The organism is Haloferula sp. A504, from assembly GCF_044385805.1.
In the GTDB taxonomy this organism is placed as follows: Bacteria; Verrucomicrobiota; Verrucomicrobiia; order Verrucomicrobiales; family Akkermansiaceae; genus Haloferula.
Genome location: NZ_JBISBU010000023.1, coordinates 42,258 through 58,947 on the forward strand (window position 1 = coordinate 42,258; position 16,690 = coordinate 58,947).

Here is a 16,690-nt window from a genome sequence, read left to right on the forward strand (position 1 = left end):
GGGGCTTGGCGGCTTTCAGCCGCGTGGGAGAGCGCCGGGTGCTTGGACGGCCCCAAGGAACACTCGAGCACTCAGGGGAATCTCCGTGATCGGAATCGAAGTCGGCATTCGGAGCGCTTTGAACACTCCCTGCCCAAAGAAGCGACCGGAGGTCGCCGCGCCCCGGCATGGCACTCGCAGAGCGCCACTCCTACACCACTTCCCCGTAGAGGGTGAAGCCGGTGGTTTCCTCGACGCGGATGTCGATCAGTTGGCCGGTGAGCTTGTGCGGGTCGCCTTCGAAGATGAGGATCTTGTTCTGGCTGGTCCGGCCGCTCATGCGGGCCTTGTTGGTCTTGCTCGGGCCCTCGCAGAGCACCCGCTGGATGCTGCCGACGAGGGCTTCGTTTTTGGCGACAGCGTACTTGTTGACCACCGTCAGCAAGCGCTGGTTGCGCTCTTCCTTCTCGCGCTCGGGGAGTTGGTCCTCCATCTCGGCGGCCGGGGTGTCCTTGCGCTTCGAGTAGCGGAAGACAAACGCGTTGTCGAAACGCAGCTGCTCACAGGTGTCGATGGTGGCCTGAAAGTCCTCCTCGGTCTCACCGGGGAAGCCGACGATGATGTCGGTGGTGATGGCGAGGTCCTCGCGGGCGGCGCGCATCTTCTCGCAGATCTCGACGAACTTCGCGTGCTTGTACGGCCGCCGCATCGCGCGCAGGATGCGGTCGCTGCCACTCTGCATCGGGAAGTGGATGTGCGAGCAGAGCTTGGGGAGGTAGGTGAAGGCGGCGACGAGGTCGTCGCGGTAACCGATGGGGTGCGGAGAGGTGAAGCGGATGCGCTCGATGCCCTCGACCTCGTGCACGGCCTCGAGGAGCTGGACGAAGGGCGACTTGCCGTCGATCTTCTCGAACTCGGTGCGGCCGTAGAGGTTCACGATCTGGCCGAGCAGGGTGACCTCGCGCACGCCGTGGTCGGCGAGGCGTTTCACCTCCTCGACGATCTCGGGAATCGGGCGCCCGCGTTCCTTGCCGCGGGTGTCCGGGACGATGCAGAACGAGCAGCGCATGTTGCAGCCCTGCATGATGGAGACGAAGGCGGTGGCCTGGTGCTCCTGCGGGACGTGATCGCGGATGGTGTTCTGCGAGCCGTCCTCCTCGTCGATGTCACAGACGTGGTCGCCGAGGAGCGACAGCGCGGGGTCGTCCATGCGGCGCTCGAGGCGGCGCGACAGGATGCCGTCGACGTATTCGAAGACCTTGTGGTACTTCTGGGTGCCGACGACCACGTCGAGGTGGGGCACCCGCTCGAAGAGTTCCTCGCCGCGGCTCTGGGCCATGCAGCCCATGAAGCCGTAAACGACGTGGGGGCGGTTCTCGCGGTAGGCCCCCATCAGGCCCATCTTTCCGAGAGCCTTCTGCTCGGCCTGGTCGCGCACCGAGCAGGTGTTGACGAGGATGGCGTCGGCTTCGGTTTCCTGATCGGTCACCGTGTAGCCGCCTTCCTGAAACATCCGGGCCACCTGTTCGGAGTCCCGGGAGTTCATCTGGCAGCCATAGGTGCGGATGTGGACCTTGGGCATCGGGCGCAAAGCACTAGCCGGGGGCGGGCGATGTTCAATGGCAAAAGTTCTGCCGCCCTTCGGGCGGAGACAGAAGACCTTGGGACGGAGGACGCAAGACTGATGGATGGAAGATGGAAGATGGAGGATGGAAAAAGAGCCGTGCCGTCGATTCTTACTTTGGAACTTGGCCCTTCGAACTTGGAACTTGGGTTTGACGGGATGGATCGGCGGGTCGAATGCGTGCCATGAAGGCAATTCTGGCTCTCCCGCTCGCAGCACTGCTCGTTTCCTGCTCGTCGCTGACGGTCCCGGGCACCGCTCCGGCGGTCGGCGATGCGGCGAAGGCGCGGGCCGTGCTGAAGGCCTCCGCCGACGCGACGGGTGATGCCTGGCAGAGCTACCGCAAGGTGACGGTCTCCTACGACGGTGAATGGACCGGGATCGTGAAACGGATTCAGCCGGACCTTGTGGATGCGGAATTCCGCAAGGCCTCGGTGGAAACCTACGACACCCGCCGGGAGTCGGTCGATCAGGTCCACACCGGCCCGGGCGGCGAGAAAACGGTGAAGCGGACCCGGGACGACGTGGTGGTGGCCTACAATGGCGACAGGATCGGCAATGAATCGCGTCGCGACGCCTCGGCGCTGGTGGCCGATGCCTACACGGCCTTCCTTTTCGGCTCCTCGTGGCTCCTGGACAAGGGTGAGGCGCTTGAGCTCGTCGGGACGGAGACGATCGACGGCGAGGTCTGCGACGGGGTGCAGGGCCGGTTGCGTCCGGGCTTCGGTTTCTCGGAGGAGGACCGGTTCATCGCGTGGATCGGCCGCGACAGCCGTCTGATGCGGCGCCTGCAGTTCACCATCGAGGGGCTGGAGAGCACGCGGGGCGCGGATGTGGACGTGACCTTCTCCGGGCACTGGAAGGCGGCGGACGGCTCGGTCTGGCCGGGGCGCTTCGTCGAGTACGTGCACCGCCCGCTCTTCGTAAAGGCCCACGACTGGCGGCTCGAGAGGCTGAGCGTGGATGGACGAAAGCTGCGCTAGGGCGATCGGGCTGTGGCGCAAAGCGATGCTTTGCGAGTCGATCCACGGGGCTCTGTCCCGTGGCGGGTGGTCCAGGTGGTCACGTGCCCGCTCGCGGGCCTCGACAGGGTAAAGCATCGCTTTACCCAACGCCCGCAAAGCATCGCTTTGCGCCACGGGGCTTGCATGGTCGGGCCGGTCCGTCGATGCTCCGCCGCATGTTCGATTTTCTGAAGCCTCGCTGGAAAAAAGAAGCGAAGCACCTGGTCAAAGGGGCGAAGAAATACGTCCACTACAAGCGGGACCTGCTCGACGACGCCAGGATCGCGGAGATCGAGTCGCGCCGGGATGACCTCAAGAACGCGATCAAGGCCGGTGACAAGAAGACCGTGGACGAGGCCGGCAAGCAGCTTCGGGCGACCTGTGAGAAGGCCCTGCCCCGGGCGCCGCAGCAGACCTGGTGGGAGGAGAATGTCGAGGTGATGTTCGTCGCGCTGGTGATCGCGCTCGGCCTGAGGGCCTATGTGCTCCAGCCGTTCCGGATCCCGACGGGATCGATGCAGCCGACGCTGAACGGGATCACCGTCCATCGGGCCGACGACAACTTCGAGAAGCCGTGGTTCGGCAAACGCGCCTTCGAGTACCTCTGGCGGGGCCGGAGCTACAAGACCTACGTCGCCGAGAACGACATGCAGTTGCGGCGCTACCATCCGGACCAGCCGGGTCGTCCGGCGACCTGGTTCTTGTTCACCCGCACGGCCTTCGACTTCAGCGACGGCACCACGATCAAGGTGCCGGCCGAGTCCAACGAAGCGACCCGCGTGCTGGTGCAGAACGGCGGGTTGCGGGAGCGCTACAAGGCGGGCGAGACGATTTTCAACGGTTGGGTCGACAGCGGCGACCTGGTTCTGGTGGACAAGATCTCCTACCACTTTCGCAAGCCGAAGAGGGGCGAGGTGTTCGTGTTCGACACACGGGGGATTCCGACGAAGGGCCGGGTGGCAGGCAGCCTCGCGGACCAGACCGGCGGCTCGCACTACATCAAGCGCCTTTGCGGCGTGCCGGGTGACAAGCTCCAGATCGAGGAGCCCCACCTTTATGTGGATGGAAAGATCGCGGACGAGCCGGGCATCGTCCGGGTGATGGAACGCGAGGGCGAGTACGCCAAGTATCCCGATGGCCGGGACCGGCCGGGCTACATCCTCGGAGACATCTCGAATCCCAAGATGCAGGCGGCCTACAAGCGGACCGCCGAACTCGTCGGTGCGGACGATGTCTTCGAGCTGAAGGACACCGACCGGGTGGGCATGCGCGAGTATGCGGCGCTGGGCGACAACACCGCGAACTCCCTCGATTCGCGTTACTGGGGTGCGGTGCACGAGTTCAATCTCGCGGGTCCCGGGTGGTTTTCCCTGTGGCCCTTCGGTTCGGGCCACTGGGGCTTCATCAAGTAGCCCACGACGCATGACCGAAGCTGCGGCGATCACTCATCAGGCACGGTCGAACCTCGCGTTCGCCCTGCCGATCCTGCCGAAGGAGCGACGCGCCGATGCGAAGGTGTTCTACGCCTTTTGCCGGGTGGTCGACGACCTGGCCGACGACCTGAATGTGCCGCTCGCGGAGCGCGAGGAGGGATTGGCCGCATGGGAGGAGGGTCTTCATCACGGCTTTGCGGATCCGGATCCGCTGCAGCGGCAGGTCATGTCCATGGTCGAGCGCTGCGGGATTCCGCCGGACCTGATGAGCGCGGTGGTGGATGGCTGCCGGACGGATTTGAGACCCCAGCGCTTCGGGACCTGGGACGACCTTTCGAAATACACCTGGAAGGTCGCGTGCTCGGTGGGTCTGGTCGCGATGCGGGTCTTCGGGGCCGAGGACCCGGCGACGGAGCGCTACGCGGTGGCGCTGGGCCACGCCCTGCAGCTCACCAACATCCTGCGGGATGTGGATGAGGACCTGGCGAACGGCGGGCGGATCTATCTGCCGCTGGCCGATCTCCAGCGATTCCAGTACACCGAGCGGGACCTGGTGGGCCGGGTCCACGACGGGCGTTTCATGGCCTTGATGGCCTATGAAGCCGGGCGTGCCGATGCCTTTTATGCCGAAGCCCGGGAAAGCCTTCCCCGCGGGGATCGCCGGGCGATGCTGGCGGCGGAGGTGATGCGGGACATCTACGGCCGGCTGCTCCAGAAAATGAAGGCCGACGGGTTTCGTGTCTTCGACAAGCGCTACCGGGTTTCCAAGGCGCGAAAGTTGGCGATCTTCTCAAAACACCTTTTCAAAGCCCGGATGCGGGGTGAATAATATCGCCCAAGCATCGTTTCAACGAGTGATGAAAATGCCAACGGTCACCATGATTTCCCTGGTCGTGCTCGGGCTCGCGTCCTGCACCTCCTATCAGCAACAAGGGGCCCTGGTGGGCGGGCTGGTGGGAGCGGGAGCGGGGGCGTTGCTCGGCGATGATCACCAGGACGTGATTGCCGGGGCTGCCGTGGGAGCGGGCGTTGGCGCCGCCGGTGCGGCGGTCCACGAGAATGAGATGAGGCGCCGGAATGCCGACTACCACGGGAATCCGACACCCCGGCAGTATCAGGAACCCGGTCAATCTGCTCCCCAGCCTGAACCGCAGCCCCAGGACTATCCGACCGCCCAGCGGACGACGACTCCGGGCGAAGTGCTGAGTCCCTACCCGCCGAACAACCGGATCGACGTCTCGGGATTCCGCAGTGGCCAGTTGGTCAAGGATCCGAACACGGGCCAGATCTTCCGGGTTCCTTGAAGCTGGGAGTTTGAAGCTTGGAGCACGGAGTCGAAGCGCCCTAGGCTGCGCACATGTCCGTGACTCGTCCCGATGGCCGTCAGGCCGACCAACTCCGCCCCGTTTCCTTCGCGCCCGGTGTGGCGCCGCATGCCGATGGATCGGTGCTGGTGTCCTTTGGCAACACCAAGGTGATCTGTGCGGCGACGGTGCAGGAGGATGTGCCGCGCTGGATGAAGCAGCAAAAGGTCGTCGGCGGCTGGGTGACGGCGGAGTATTCGATGCTGCCTTACTCGACCCACGACCGGAAACCGCGCGACATCTCGCGCGGCAAACTCGATGGACGCTCGTCGGAAATTCAGCGCCTGATCGGTCGGTCGCTGAGGGCCGTCACCGACCTGGGGAAACTCGGGCAGCGCACGATCTGGGTGGATTGCGACGTGTTGCAGGCCGATGGCGGCACCCGCACCGCGTCGGTGACCGGTGGCTGCGTGGCCTTGGCCATCGCCTTGAATCGCCTGATGGGCGCCGGGAAGCTGAAGGATTTTCCGCTGAAGCAGCTCGTCTCGGCGATCTCGACCGGCGTGTATGAAGGTGGGCCGGTGCTTGATCTGAACTATCCCGAGGACAAGGCGGCGACGGTGGACTTCAACGTCGTGATGACCGAGCGCGGTGAGTTTGTCGAAGTGCAAGGCAGCGGCGAGGAAGCGGTCTTCACCGGCGATGAGATGACGGCGATGCTCGCGCTTGCGAAAAAGGGATCGGAGGAACTCGTGACCTTGCAGAAGGCCGCGATTCTCGAAGCGGACCGGCCGGAAGGCCCGGCGCTGGCCGATCTCGCGGCGGCGTTTTCGAAATAGGAATGGAGAGGAGCGCCGATCTCCGAATCGGCATTCTGGCAGGATGGATCGATGCCGATTCGGAGATCGGCGGTCCTTTGCCTACCGGATCTCCTCCGCCCCGAAGTAGGGCACCAAGGCGTCGGGGAGCTTGATCGAGCCGTCGGGCTGCTGGCACTGCTCGAGGATCGCGACGTAGAGCCGGGGCAGGGCGGTGCCGGAGCCGTTGAGGGTGTGGCAGAAGCGGTTCTTGCCGTCGGCATCCTTGAAGCGCAGGCGCATGCGGCGGGCCTGGTAGTCGGTGAAGCAGGAGCAGCTCGAAACTTCGAGATACTTGCCCTGGCCCGGCGCCCAGACCTCGATGTCGTAGGTCTTGGCGGCGGAGAAACCGAGGTCGCCGGTGCACAGTTCGATCACCCGGTAGTGCAGGCCGAGCTTTTGCAGCGCCGCCTCGGCGTGGCCGGTGAGTTCCTCGAGGACGTCGAACGACGTGTCGGGGTGGACGAGCTGGACGAGCTCGACCTTGTCGAACTGGTGCATGCGGATGATGCCGCGGTTGTCGCGCCCGGCGCTGCCGGCCTCGCGGCGGAAGCAGGGGGTGTGGGCGCAGAGCTTCTTCGGCAGGTCGGCCTCGGCGAGCAGGCTCTCGCGGTAAAGGTTGGTGACGGGAACCTCGGCGGTCGGCGCCAGGAACATCTGGTTGATCCCCTCGTCGCTACGGTCGGTGCCGTACATGTCGTCCTCGAACTTGGGCAGCTGTCCGGTGCCCTCCATGCATTCGCGGCGGACGATGTGCGGCACGTTGACCTCCTCGTAGCCGTGCTCGCCCGACTGAAGGTCGAGGAGGAACGAAATGAGGGCGCGCTCGAGCCTCGCGCCGGCGCCGCGGTAAACGGCAAAGCCGGAGCCGGCGATGCGGGTGGCGTCGTCGATCGAGATCAATCCGAGCGCCTCGGCCAGGTCGAGGTGGTCCTTCGGGGCGTCGAACACGGGCTTGTCGCCCCATTCGCGCACGACGGGATTGGCTTCCTCGTCGGCGCCGACCGGGCAGGCCTCGTGCGGCAGGTTGGGCAGGTTGAGCAGGAGGTCCGTCTGGCGGCTGCCGGCCTCCTCGGCAGCCGTGTCCAGCGCCTCGATCCGGTCCTTCAGCCCGCGCACCTCCGCTTCGACCGCCGAACTGTCCTCCCCCTTGGCCTTGAGCATGCCGATCTGCTTGGAGATCTGCTTGCGCTGGGAAAGCAGCGCCTGCTTGTCGGTCTCGGCCTTGCGGCGGGACTCGTCGCAGGCGAGGACCTCGTCGATGAGCTGCCAGTGGTCGCCGCCACGGGCCTTGAGGCGCGCGCGGACGGCGTCGGGGTTTTCGCGGATCTCGCGGATGTCGAGCATGGCGCGGCGTGATTAGACCATCCGGAGGCGGAGGTCCAACCCCGACTGCGTCGAAGCGCGGGCGGAAATTCGGGTGAAGGTCTCTCCGGCGGGCCTTTGCTATTCGCCGCCGCCCTGGATCTTGGCGCGCTCGCGCATTTTCAGGAGGGCCCGCTCGGCCTGGTCGATCACGTTGTCGCTTTCGGCTTCGTCGACGAAGTACTCCACGACCGACAGCGCCCAGTCGGCCCATTCCGTCCTTGCGAGGCCGGAGATCACGTTGAATTGCTCGCGCTCGGTCTTGGCGTTGCGGGCGAGCATCTTCCAGTAATCCTCGCTGTCGAGTTCGTCGCGGGCGGCGGCGCGTTCGCGGTCGGTCAGCATGGCGAGGGCGCCCTCGAAGGTCTTGCGGCGGATCAGTTCGTCGGTCTGGGTTTCGAGGAAGGCGACCAGCTCCTCGAACATCGAATCGTCGGGCCAGTTCTGGGCCGCCTGCAAGGCGGCGAGCGTGTCGAGCCGGTCGTCGCCCTTGAGCGCGGCCATGATCTTTTCGAGCGCCACATCGGAGCCGGTGAAGCCGAGCAGACGGAGCATCGTGCGGCGGGTGTCGTCACTGACCGCGTTCTCGGCGGCGGTGACGAGGATGGGACCGTACTTTGCGCGGTTGTCGGAGCGCTCGAGCGCCGAGGCGGTGGCCTTCTCCGCCTCGATCCGGATCCGGTCGGAGGAGGTGAACTGGATGAGTTCGAGGAACTCGTCGATCTGGTCTTCGCCTCCGATCGCGGCGACGGCGGTGAGCGCGGCGGCGGCGGACCGGTCGTTGTCGGTCTCGCGCGCGAACTTCATCAGGACCGGCAGCGTGCTGGTGCTGGCGCGGCGGCGCAGGACCCGCTCGAGGAGTGAGACCCGGATTTCGTCGGGCAGCACCTCGGTGGTGGCGAACTCGGCGATGCGGGCATCCACATCCGTCGATCCCTTGGCCTTGGCGATGGCCAGCGCCTTGTAGACCGTTTCGCGCGAGCTGTTGCTGCCGGCACGGACGGAGTTGAGGAGGATTTCGAGGTCCCCCGAGCTCACGGGCAGTTCCTTGGCCGAAGGTTCGGCGGCGATGGCGACGAGTTCGTTGTAACGCTTGTTGATCTTGTTGCTGCTCATCGTGCTGAGCACGACCCAGCCGAGGATCACGACCACGATGGAGAGCATCACGGCGATGGTCACCTTGGCACCGCTTCCGAGGCCCTTCTTCTTCGGCGGCAGCATGCTGCCGATGGTTGTCGGACCCTGCTCGACGGCCTGGCCTGCCGGGGCGGCGGTTTTCAACTGGTGGGTGGCGGGGCCGGAAACACCGACGCTGGGAACCGGCTGGGCCGGGGCCGGCTGGGAGGGAACCGGCGTGGCCACCGCCACAACCGGGGGTGCGGGAGCGGGAGCCGGGGGCGCGGGCGGCGGCGCGTCGGGGGCGGTTTCGGCCGTCGAGGCATCCGCCTGCTGGGCGGTGGTGTGGATGCTCGGAGGGGCGCCCTCGGGTGGCGTCAGCGGCTGGGGAGCCGTCTGGGTCACCGGCGGCGGAGGCACCGGCCCGGTCTGCGATTCGGGAGCCGGGGGGCTCGCCGGTGCGGGAGGGCTGGGTGGGACCGGTTGCACCGGCTGGGGCGGTGCGACGGGCTGCACGGGCTGGGCAGGGGCGACCGGCTGCACGGAGGGCGGCTGTTGGGCTTCGGGGGCGGGGGACGCCGCTGGCTCGGGATTGGCGCCAGGGATGATCAGCCGCGGCCGCTTCGGGGCGTCTGCGGGCTTGGGCTCGTCGGGCGGAGTCTCGGAATGGCCGGTGCTCATGGATTGGGTGACAGGTTTGTCGAGTTCGATGAAGCTCTTGAGGGCTTCGCGGGCGTTTTCGGGCCGCTCGGACTGGATGCGGTTCATGTGCCACATGATCCAGTCGGCCGCCCATTTCGGCACATCCGAACGGAGTTCGCCCAGCGGGACAACCCGGTGTTCGAGATGCGATGCCATCACCTGCGGGCCGGTGTCGCCGTTGAAGGGGGCCTGGCCGGTGAGGGCGAAGTAGTAGACGCAGCCGATGGCATACATGTCGGTGCGGGTGTCGAGCGAGGTGCGCTCGAATTGCTCCGGGGCCATGTAGAAGATCGAGCCGTAGACCGATTCGTTCTGATCGATCGTCTGCGAGCTGGGGGTCCGGGAAAACTTGGCGAGTCCGAAGTCGACGATCTTGGCCTGGAACTTGCCGGAGGGCAGCCAGTTGATCATCACATTGGACGGCTTCAGGTCGCGGTGGAGGAGTCCGAGATCCTGGGCGGCGATCAGCCCTTCCATGATCTGCTGGACCAACTCGCGGAAATCGGGCCAGGTCAGCGGGGCGCGTTCGACCAACTCGTCGAGCGTGTTGCCCTTGAGCAGTTCCATCACGACGAAGGGGCCTTCGTCGTCGGTGCCGGTGTCATAGATCGTGACGATGTGCGGGTGCTGCAGCGCCGCGAGGGCCCCGGTTTCCTGCTCCATCTGGCGCGCGGCTTCCTCGGTCTGGCCGTCTTCGCCGGTCTTGATGCGCTTGATGGCGACCTCGCGCTTGAGGCTCCGGTCGTAGGCCTTGTACACCGTGCCGAGACCCCCTTTGCCAAGGGTGTCGCGGATCTCGTAGCGTTCCTTGATGTGCATCGCCGGGCGGGAGGTACTACTGACGCCACAAGGCCCGCGGCGCAATCAAGAAAGCCGCCCGAATGCGTTAGGAGGCCGCGCGGCGGAGTTGTTCGGAGCGCCACTGGGTGGGCGAGGCGCCGACGATGCGGGCGAAGCTCCGGTTGAACTGCGAGAGCGACTGGTATCCGACCTGGAAGGCGATTTCCGACACCCTCAGCTCGGGGCGGAGCAGCTCCTTCTTGGCCCACTCGACCCGGCAGCGGTTGACGTAGTCGGTCAGCGTCAGGCCGGTCGCATCCTTGAACAGCCGGCAGAAGTGCGACTCGCTGAGGCCGGCGACCCGGGCGACGTTGCCGAGCGGCAGCGGGCTGTCGAGGTGCTGGTGGATGTATTTCCGGGCCTTGGAAATGGCGGCCGGCTCACTGCCTTCCTCGATGATGGCGAGCGATTCGGCGTGCTGGCCCAGTTGTGAGGCGAAGCTGTCGAGCAGCTTGATCATGCCCTCGTAGCGTTCGGGCTCGATGGTCACGGTCTGGAAATACGTTTCGCGAAGAATCTTCTCGGACTCCTTCGGCAGATTCTTGCGGCCCATCTTGCCGAGGAAGTTTTCGAAGTCCGCTTCGGTCGGCACCCGCGAGAACACCTGGCCGGTCCGCAGGTAGCCGATGGTCGTGGCACCCATCCTGACCGGGACGGCGGTGGACATCAGGCCGGCGAAGCAATGGCAGGAGCTCGGACCTTCCACCTGCGCCTCGCGCATCAGGCGGCGGTTGGTGTCGACGCAGGCGTTGCAGGCGGACTCGCAGATGTTGAGTTGTTCACAGAACGGACTGCGGTTGACGCATTCCTCGTCCAGATCCCAGGCATCCGGATCGGCACCGACCAGACGCAGCGGCAGGCCCGTCGCGGTGCGAAATGCTTCCTGATACGTCCGGAAGGTGTCGGACTGTTTGAGCCGCTGATGCAGAGTGGCCTCGAAGCCCTTCGGCGTGGTTGATGTCACCATGTGCGTGAAGCGTAGGAGGATTTGCGGAGGGTTTCAATCCTTACTGAACGAACCTGCGCGGGCCACGATCAGGACTGAAATAATGGAGCTGAGGGGCATAAGAACGGCCGCCAGAAGCGGATTCATACGGCCGGTGAGGCAAATTGTGACGACGGCGAGGTTGTAGATCAGGGCAAAAATGAAGGCGGCCCGGGTCCCGGCGGCCCGGGAATCGGCGGCCCGGAAGAGGATGGGAAGGAAATCCAGGCCGGATCCGAGGGTGTAGAAGTCCGATTTCGACTCCAGCAGCGAGCGATCGACCACCGGCGTGCCGGTGACGCTGGCGGCGTCGAAAGCCAGCGAGTCGTTGGCACCATCGCCGAGGTAGAGCGTGTCGCCGTGATCGATTTTGCGGACTTCCGCGGCCTTCTGGTCGGGATCCAGCCCGCCGCGGGCTTGATTGCCGGGGATGTCGAGCTGGGAGGCGAGGGCGGCGACCTTCTCCGGGGTATCGCCGGAGAGGATGTGCAGTTGGAGTTTCCGGCGGCGCAGTTGATCGAGCGTCTCGCGTGCGCCCGGGCGGAGCTCATCGCGGAAGCGGAATGAGGCGACGCGGGCGCCGTCGAGGCACAGCGTGGTGGAGCCATCGGCCTCATCCCCGGCCCAGCCCGCCCGCCCGAGGGTCCAGCGCGCTTCGGGCGGGTCTCCGGCGGCGGTTGCCGGGCGGGAAGTGAAAGACACGCCCTGCCCGGGGTGGTCGTGAATTTCGGTCCGGCCGTGGGTGGCGAGGAGTTTCTGGCCGCGGGAGCCGAGCGCCTCGAGGAGGGTCCGCCCGACCGGATGCAGCGAACCGGCGGTGAGGCGGGCCAAGGCCAGCGCGGCCTCGTCGTCGAGGGCTTCGACGGCGTGCCGGTCGATGAGCACCGGGCGCTCGAGGGTGAGGGTGCCGGTCTTGTCGAAGATGACATGTTTCACGGCCCGCAGGCGCGACCACAGCGTGGCGCTGCGGACGAAGGCACCGTGGCGTCCGGCGCGGGAAGCGGCGAGTTCGTCGGCCAGGGGGATGGCGACGCCGAGCGCGCAAGGGCAGGAGACGACGAAGACCGAGATCATCGCCTGCAGGCCGATGGCGGGTTCCCCGGCGATCAGCCAGCCGATCAACCCGCCGACGCCGATGAACAGGACGGCGACGAGGTAGATCCGGAGGACGCGTTGCAGGACCGGCGAGCCGCGTTCACCGGCACTGTCGGCGGTGAGGCGCGAGAGCAGCGAATCGGCCCACGCCTCATGGGCTTCCAGTTCGAGAGGCCGGCGGCTGAGCAGAATGGCACCGGCCGGGAGTTGGCGTCCGGGGCCGGTGAGCACCGGCTCGGCCTCGCCATTGATCCACTCGAGGGAGACCTCGGCCTCGGCTTCGCGCACGGTCGAGGCGACGGGCACCGCCTGGCCGGGTTCGATGCTGAATTTCAGCCCCGGGGCGAGGGATTCGAGTGGCGCGGGTTCTCCATCGACGGTCACCGACCCCGGCAGCGGCGAGGCGCGCTGGAGGCGGCGGCGGTTTTTTTCCACGGCCGAGGTCTGCAGGTAGCGCCCCCCGAGCATCAGGAACACGAAGGTCGCGACAAAATCGAAGTAGCGCAGGCCTTCGATTTCCAAGGCCCAGCCGGCGATCGACCCGGCATAGGCGAGGACCAGGCCGAGCGCGATCGGCAGGTCGATGTGCAGGGACCGGGCCTTCAGCGCGCGCCAGGCGCGGTCGATGAAGTAGGAGCCGCCGACCAGCATCGACAGCGTGGCCGAGATGAAGGCGATGATGCGGAACAATCCGGCGAACTCGAAGTCGTCGGGCATGCCGAGGTAGTGCGGCAGGGTGAAGCCCATCGCGTTGAGCGCGAAGGCGCCGCAGAGGCCGAGCCGGGCGACCAGGCGGCGGCGCTCGACGTCGGTCGTGCCTGCGGCGGCCGGGGCGGCGACGTAGCCGAACTGCGTCAGTTCCTCGCAGAAAGCCCCGAGGTCGCAGCGGCCTGCCTGCCATTCGAGATGGAGGCGACCGGTCGCCGGATGGGCGGCGGCGCGGATCGCACCGGGGTGCTTGTCGAAGAGCTTCTCGACGAGCCACACGCAGCCGACGCAGGAGATGCCCTCCAGCGCGCAGTCGAGCGAGGCCGAGCCGTCGGCGGAGCGGGACTCGGCCTCGGCGACGCGGGGCTCGAGCCAGGAAAAGTCGTGGTTCTCGAAGGGCCGGCTGCGGACCGGCGCGGTGGCGAGGCCGCCCTTGAGGTCGTAGAAGCGATCGAAGCCGGATTCCTCGATCATTCCAGCGACGAACTCGCAGCCCTTGCAGCAGTACTTTTCCTCCGGATCCGTGGAGGAAAAGGCCGTGCCGCAGTGTTCGCAGGTCGCCATGGCGGGAGGCTGCGCCTCGAAGTTCCAAGTGAGAAGTTCCAAGTTCCAAGACTCGGATTTGAGCTTCGAGCCGCCCGCCCGCTGGATCCAGGCCCGGAGGGCCTGCGGAAATTAGCCGGTGGCGCGAGCCACGGGACGCGTATCGAATCGCGAATCCGCCCCGGAGGGGTGGTGGAGAAGCAGGAATGCCCTACCGCGTGACACCGCGCTCGGAGCTTTCGAGGAAGGCGATGAGGTGTTTCACGTGCGGGTTGTTGGCGGGCGTGTCGGCCTTCAGCGACGAGACGGCGATGCCGAGGTTGCCATCCTTCTTCAGAAACAGCTTTTTGTAGGCGGCGCGCAGGGCCTTGAGGTCGTCTTCGGTGAATCCGCGGCGGCTGAGGCCGACCTGGTTGATCGCCCGGGTCGAGGCGGGATTGCCCTCGACGATCGTGTAGGGGGCGACGTCCTGGTTGACGCGCGAGCAGCCGCCGATCATCGCATGGCAGCCGATCCGGCAGAACTGGTGAACCGCCGTCAGTCCCGAGACGATGGCGTGGTCCTCGACGGTCACGTGGCCGGCCAGCGTGCCGTTGTTGGAGAGGATGATGTGGTCGCCGAGCTGGCACTCGTGGGCGATGTGCGAGTAGCACAGGAACAGGTTGTCATGGCCGATCTTCGTCGGCGTGTGGTCGAAGGTGCCGCGGTGGACCGTGACGTTCTCGCGGAAGACGTTGCGGTCGCCGATGATGAGCGAGGTCGGTTCGCCGGCATACTTCAGGTCCTGGGTCTTGCCGCCGATGGCGGCGAAGGGTAAGAACTCGTTGTCACGGCCGATGCTGCTCGTGCCCTCGATGACCACGTGCGAATGCAGCACGCAGCCATCGCCGAGGGTGACGTGGTCGCCGATGACGCAGTAGGGGCCGACCTCGACATTTTCGCCGAGTTCGGCCTTGGGAGAAACGATCGCCGTGGGGTGAATCACGGGGCGGAGTGTGGCGGGTCGGAGCGCCGGGGTCTAGCGGGTTTCGGAGCATCCCGTTTCCGGGGAATCGACATTCCTGTCGGTCCGCCGCAAAATCCATTCATGACCACCGCCCCGCCGCTTTCCAGCCAAGCACCTCCGCAGACCTCCGGTCTCGCCATCGGCGGCATGATCTGTGGGATTCTTGGATTTCTGACCACCGGGCTGACCGGTCTTCCCGCGGTGATCCTCGGTCATATCGGGCTTTCCCAGATCAAGAAGTCTGGCGGGGCCCTGGGCGGCGGCGGCTTTGCGATCACGGGTTTGATCACCGGCTACATCACGGTGCTGATCCTGCCGATCGCGGTGGTGGTGGGGCTTCTGGCACCGCTGATTCTGCGCACGCAGGTGAAGGCGGATCAGGTGGAAATGATTTCCAACATGAAGATGGTGGGTTTGTCCCTGCTTGAGTTTGACCAGGAGTTCGGAGGCTTTCCCTCCGACGAGACCGCCCGCTTGGTGGCGGAAGCGACTTCGAGTGAGGATTTGGAAATGACCGGTTCGAGCGTTTTGAGGCAGCTCGAGGTTTTCGGGTGCACGGACTCGATGGATGAGCTGTTGGCGGTCGGCTCAGGAGCCGAAGGGGGTTGGACCTATTTCCCCGGCCACACGATGGAGCATCACTATGAAACGGTGATTTTGATTTCACCGACGATTCGCAATGAAGCGATGGCGCTGCGTATCGACAACAGTGTTGAGACGCTGTCCGAATACGAAGCAGCATCGCTTCGGGCGGCACCCGATGCCGTGACGATTCCCGCGCTGCGGCGGTAGCGGGACGCAACACGAAGATGCCGATTTCATCATCGGCGCTCCCTCACACCCGGCCGAAGGCCTGGTCGAGTTCGTCGATGACGGCGTCGCTCATGGGGTTGACGGGGCCGAGCGCGCGGCTGTCGAGGATGGCGGTGGCGGTGGCCTCGAGCACTTCGAGACGGTCGAAGGCATCGAGGACCGACTTGCCGGCGACCAGGGCCCCATTGTGGCGGAGCAGGGCGACCGGATGATCGGGGCCGACCTTCGAGGCGGCGCTCGCGGGATCGGGCACCAGCTCGTCGAAACCGATCACCGGCACGTCGCGGAGGAAAAGGTAGCTCTCGGGGATGGTCCGTGAGTCGAGGGGTTCCTCGCTGATGCTGAAGGCCGAGGCGCTGACCGGGAGGGCGTTGACGATGGCTTCCACCCCGGGGTGGGCACGGTAGATGGCCCGGTGAAGGTCGACGGCGCGGCTGGGGCGGGCGCCCTCGGGACATTGTCCCGCTTTGACCACCACCGGGTCCTCGATTTCCAACTGCGCGCGGTCGACGCCGTAGGGGGTGATCAGGAAATGGTCGTCGCCGAGGCGGGCGGACAGGCTGCCCCAGGTGCTGGTCATCAGGCCGTGATGGTAGGCACGGCGGACGAAGTCGCGGATGTCCTTGCGGAGTTCGCGTTCGCGGTTCGTCGGCTCCTGGGAGGGAAGCGAGGGAAGCGGGTTGCCGCGATCGAGGTAGAGCGCGAGTTGCTGGTCATCGATGCGGCGGGCCTCGCCGAGCTGCCGGGCGCGCAGCAGCATGCGGGCGGTGAACTCGAGGGTTTCGAAGCGCTTGAAGGCATCGTCGAGGTCGCTCCCGCCGACCACCACGCCGTGATTTTCGAGCACCACGCAGAAGGTGTTCTTGGACGCGGCGAACTGCGCGGCGATGTTCTCGCCGAGCTGCTCGCTCCCGGGCAGGGCGTAGGGCGCGAAGGTCACCTCGCCGCAGCGGGCGCGGGCTTCGGGGAAGACGGCGGTGTCCGGCACCTGACCACAGATGCTGAAGCTGACCAGCGCGCCCGGGTGGGCGTGGATGATCGCGCCGATGTCCGGCCGGGCCTTGTAGATGCCGAGGTGGAACGGACACTCGGAGGAGGGCTTGTGTGCGCCGCCCAGCACCGAGCCATCGAAACCGACGCGTGCCATGTCGGCACGCGTGAGGCGTCCCTTGTCGACGCGGGCCGGGGTCATCCAGACCTCGTCGCCATCGCGGATGGAAATGTTCCCCCCCGAGGTGGTGGTCATTTCCCGGTCGTAGATCCGGGCCATGACCCGCTCGATCTGGTCGCGGGGATGGAGCAGATCGAAGCGCATG

13 protein-coding genes are annotated in these 16,690 nt (G+C 66.1%); 6 read left to right on the top strand and 7 right to left on the bottom strand.

Annotated features, from left to right (window positions below; genetic code table 11):
* Positions 1 to 190: 190 nt before the first annotated feature.
* Positions 191 to 1,561: a tRNA (N6-isopentenyl adenosine(37)-C2)-methylthiotransferase MiaB gene (miaB, locus tag ACG2LG_RS12405; protein ID WP_396259421.1), complete on the bottom strand. Its 1,371-nt coding sequence runs from the start codon at positions 1,559 to 1,561 to the stop codon at positions 191 to 193.
* Positions 1,562 to 1,788: 227 nt separating this feature from the next.
* Between miaB and ACG2LG_RS12410 the strand changes: the two genes are divergently transcribed.
* From ACG2LG_RS12410 to rph, 5 genes are all read left to right on the top strand, one after another.
* Positions 1,789 to 2,586 carry a hypothetical protein gene (locus tag ACG2LG_RS12410; protein ID WP_396259423.1) on the top strand — a complete coding sequence of 266 codons (798 nt, stop codon included), beginning with the start codon at positions 1,789 to 1,791 and terminating at the stop codon, positions 2,584 to 2,586.
* Between the two features lie 197 nt (positions 2,587 to 2,783).
* The gene (lepB, locus tag ACG2LG_RS12415; RefSeq protein ID WP_396259424.1) at positions 2,784 to 4,019 is read left to right on the top strand and encodes a signal peptidase I; all 1,236 of its coding nucleotides are present in this window, start codon (positions 2,784 to 2,786) and stop codon (positions 4,017 to 4,019) included.
* 10 nt (positions 4,020 to 4,029) lie between these two features.
* Positions 4,030 to 4,869: a phytoene/squalene synthase family protein gene (locus ACG2LG_RS12420; protein WP_396259427.1), complete on the top strand. Its 840-nt coding sequence runs from the start codon at positions 4,030 to 4,032 to the stop codon at positions 4,867 to 4,869.
* Positions 4,870 to 4,897: 28 nt separating this feature from the next.
* Entirely contained in the window at positions 4,898 to 5,344 is a 447-nt protein-coding gene (locus ACG2LG_RS12425) for a hypothetical protein (RefSeq protein ID WP_396259429.1), read from the top strand.
* A 53-nt stretch (positions 5,345 to 5,397) separates the two neighbouring features.
* Positions 5,398 to 6,183 carry a ribonuclease PH gene (gene rph / locus ACG2LG_RS12430; protein ID WP_396259431.1) on the top strand — a complete coding sequence of 262 codons (786 nt, stop codon included), beginning with the start codon at positions 5,398 to 5,400 and terminating at the stop codon, positions 6,181 to 6,183.
* Between the two features lie 81 nt (positions 6,184 to 6,264).
* Here the strand turns inward: rph and serS are convergent, their stop codons facing one another.
* The 5 genes from serS to lpxA form a co-directional block, all read right to left on the bottom strand.
* The gene (gene serS / locus ACG2LG_RS12435; protein ID WP_396259433.1) at positions 6,265 to 7,548 is read right to left on the bottom strand and encodes a serine--tRNA ligase; all 1,284 of its coding nucleotides are present in this window, start codon (positions 7,546 to 7,548) and stop codon (positions 6,265 to 6,267) included.
* A gap of 99 nt (positions 7,549 to 7,647) precedes the next feature.
* The gene (locus ACG2LG_RS12440; protein WP_396259435.1) at positions 7,648 to 10,203 is read right to left on the bottom strand and encodes a serine/threonine-protein kinase; all 2,556 of its coding nucleotides are present in this window, start codon (positions 10,201 to 10,203) and stop codon (positions 7,648 to 7,650) included.
* Between the two features lie 67 nt (positions 10,204 to 10,270).
* Positions 10,271 to 11,191: a helix-turn-helix domain-containing protein gene (locus tag ACG2LG_RS12445; RefSeq protein ID WP_396259437.1), complete on the bottom strand. Its 921-nt coding sequence runs from the start codon at positions 11,189 to 11,191 to the stop codon at positions 10,271 to 10,273.
* Positions 11,192 to 11,224: 33 nt separating this feature from the next.
* Entirely contained in the window at positions 11,225 to 13,618 is a 2,394-nt protein-coding gene (locus ACG2LG_RS12450; protein ID WP_396259439.1) for a heavy metal translocating P-type ATPase, read from the bottom strand.
* 148 nt (positions 13,619 to 13,766) lie between these two features.
* Positions 13,767 to 14,540, bottom strand: coding sequence for an acyl-ACP--UDP-N-acetylglucosamine O-acyltransferase (gene lpxA, locus ACG2LG_RS12455; RefSeq protein ID WP_396259441.1), 774 nt, complete (start codon positions 14,538 to 14,540; stop codon positions 13,767 to 13,769).
* 102 nt (positions 14,541 to 14,642) lie between these two features.
* Between lpxA and ACG2LG_RS12460 the strand changes: the two genes are divergently transcribed.
* Positions 14,643 to 15,353: a DUF4190 domain-containing protein gene (locus ACG2LG_RS12460; protein ID WP_396259442.1), complete on the top strand. Its 711-nt coding sequence runs from the start codon at positions 14,643 to 14,645 to the stop codon at positions 15,351 to 15,353.
* A 43-nt stretch (positions 15,354 to 15,396) separates the two neighbouring features.
* Here ACG2LG_RS12460 and ACG2LG_RS12465 read toward each other — a convergent pair whose 3' ends face one another.
* Positions 15,397 to 16,689 carry a class II aldolase/adducin family protein gene (locus ACG2LG_RS12465; RefSeq protein WP_396259444.1) on the bottom strand — a complete coding sequence of 431 codons (1,293 nt, stop codon included), beginning with the start codon at positions 16,687 to 16,689 and terminating at the stop codon, positions 15,397 to 15,399.
* Position 16,690 lies beyond the last annotated feature (1 nt).

What these genes read in the sequence shown, in the direction of transcription:
- miaB (WP_396259421.1), bottom strand. Translation starts at nt 1,561, where the DNA reads ATGCCCAAGGTCCACATCCGCACCTATGGCTGCCAGATGAACTCCCGG.
- ACG2LG_RS12410 (WP_396259423.1), top strand. Translation starts at nt 1,789, where the DNA reads ATGAAGGCAATTCTGGCTCTCCCGCTCGCAGCACTGCTCGTTTCCTGC.
- lepB (WP_396259424.1), top strand. Translation starts at nt 2,784, where the DNA reads ATGTTCGATTTTCTGAAGCCTCGCTGGAAAAAAGAAGCGAAGCACCTG.
- ACG2LG_RS12420 (WP_396259427.1), top strand. Translation starts at nt 4,030, where the DNA reads ATGACCGAAGCTGCGGCGATCACTCATCAGGCACGGTCGAACCTCGCG.
- ACG2LG_RS12425 (WP_396259429.1), top strand. Translation starts at nt 4,898, where the DNA reads ATGAAAATGCCAACGGTCACCATGATTTCCCTGGTCGTGCTCGGGCTC.
- rph (WP_396259431.1), top strand. Translation starts at nt 5,398, where the DNA reads ATGTCCGTGACTCGTCCCGATGGCCGTCAGGCCGACCAACTCCGCCCC.
- serS (WP_396259433.1), bottom strand. Translation starts at nt 7,548, where the DNA reads ATGCTCGACATCCGCGAGATCCGCGAAAACCCCGACGCCGTCCGCGCG.
- ACG2LG_RS12440 (WP_396259435.1), bottom strand. Translation starts at nt 10,203, where the DNA reads ATGCACATCAAGGAACGCTACGAGATCCGCGACACCCTTGGCAAAGGG.
- ACG2LG_RS12445 (WP_396259437.1), bottom strand. Translation starts at nt 11,191, where the DNA reads ATGGTGACATCAACCACGCCGAAGGGCTTCGAGGCCACTCTGCATCAG.
- ACG2LG_RS12460 (WP_396259442.1), top strand. Translation starts at nt 14,643, where the DNA reads ATGACCACCGCCCCGCCGCTTTCCAGCCAAGCACCTCCGCAGACCTCC.
- ACG2LG_RS12465 (WP_396259444.1), bottom strand. Translation starts at nt 16,689, where the DNA reads ATGCGCTTCGATCTGCTCCATCCCCGCGACCAGATCGAGCGGGTCATG.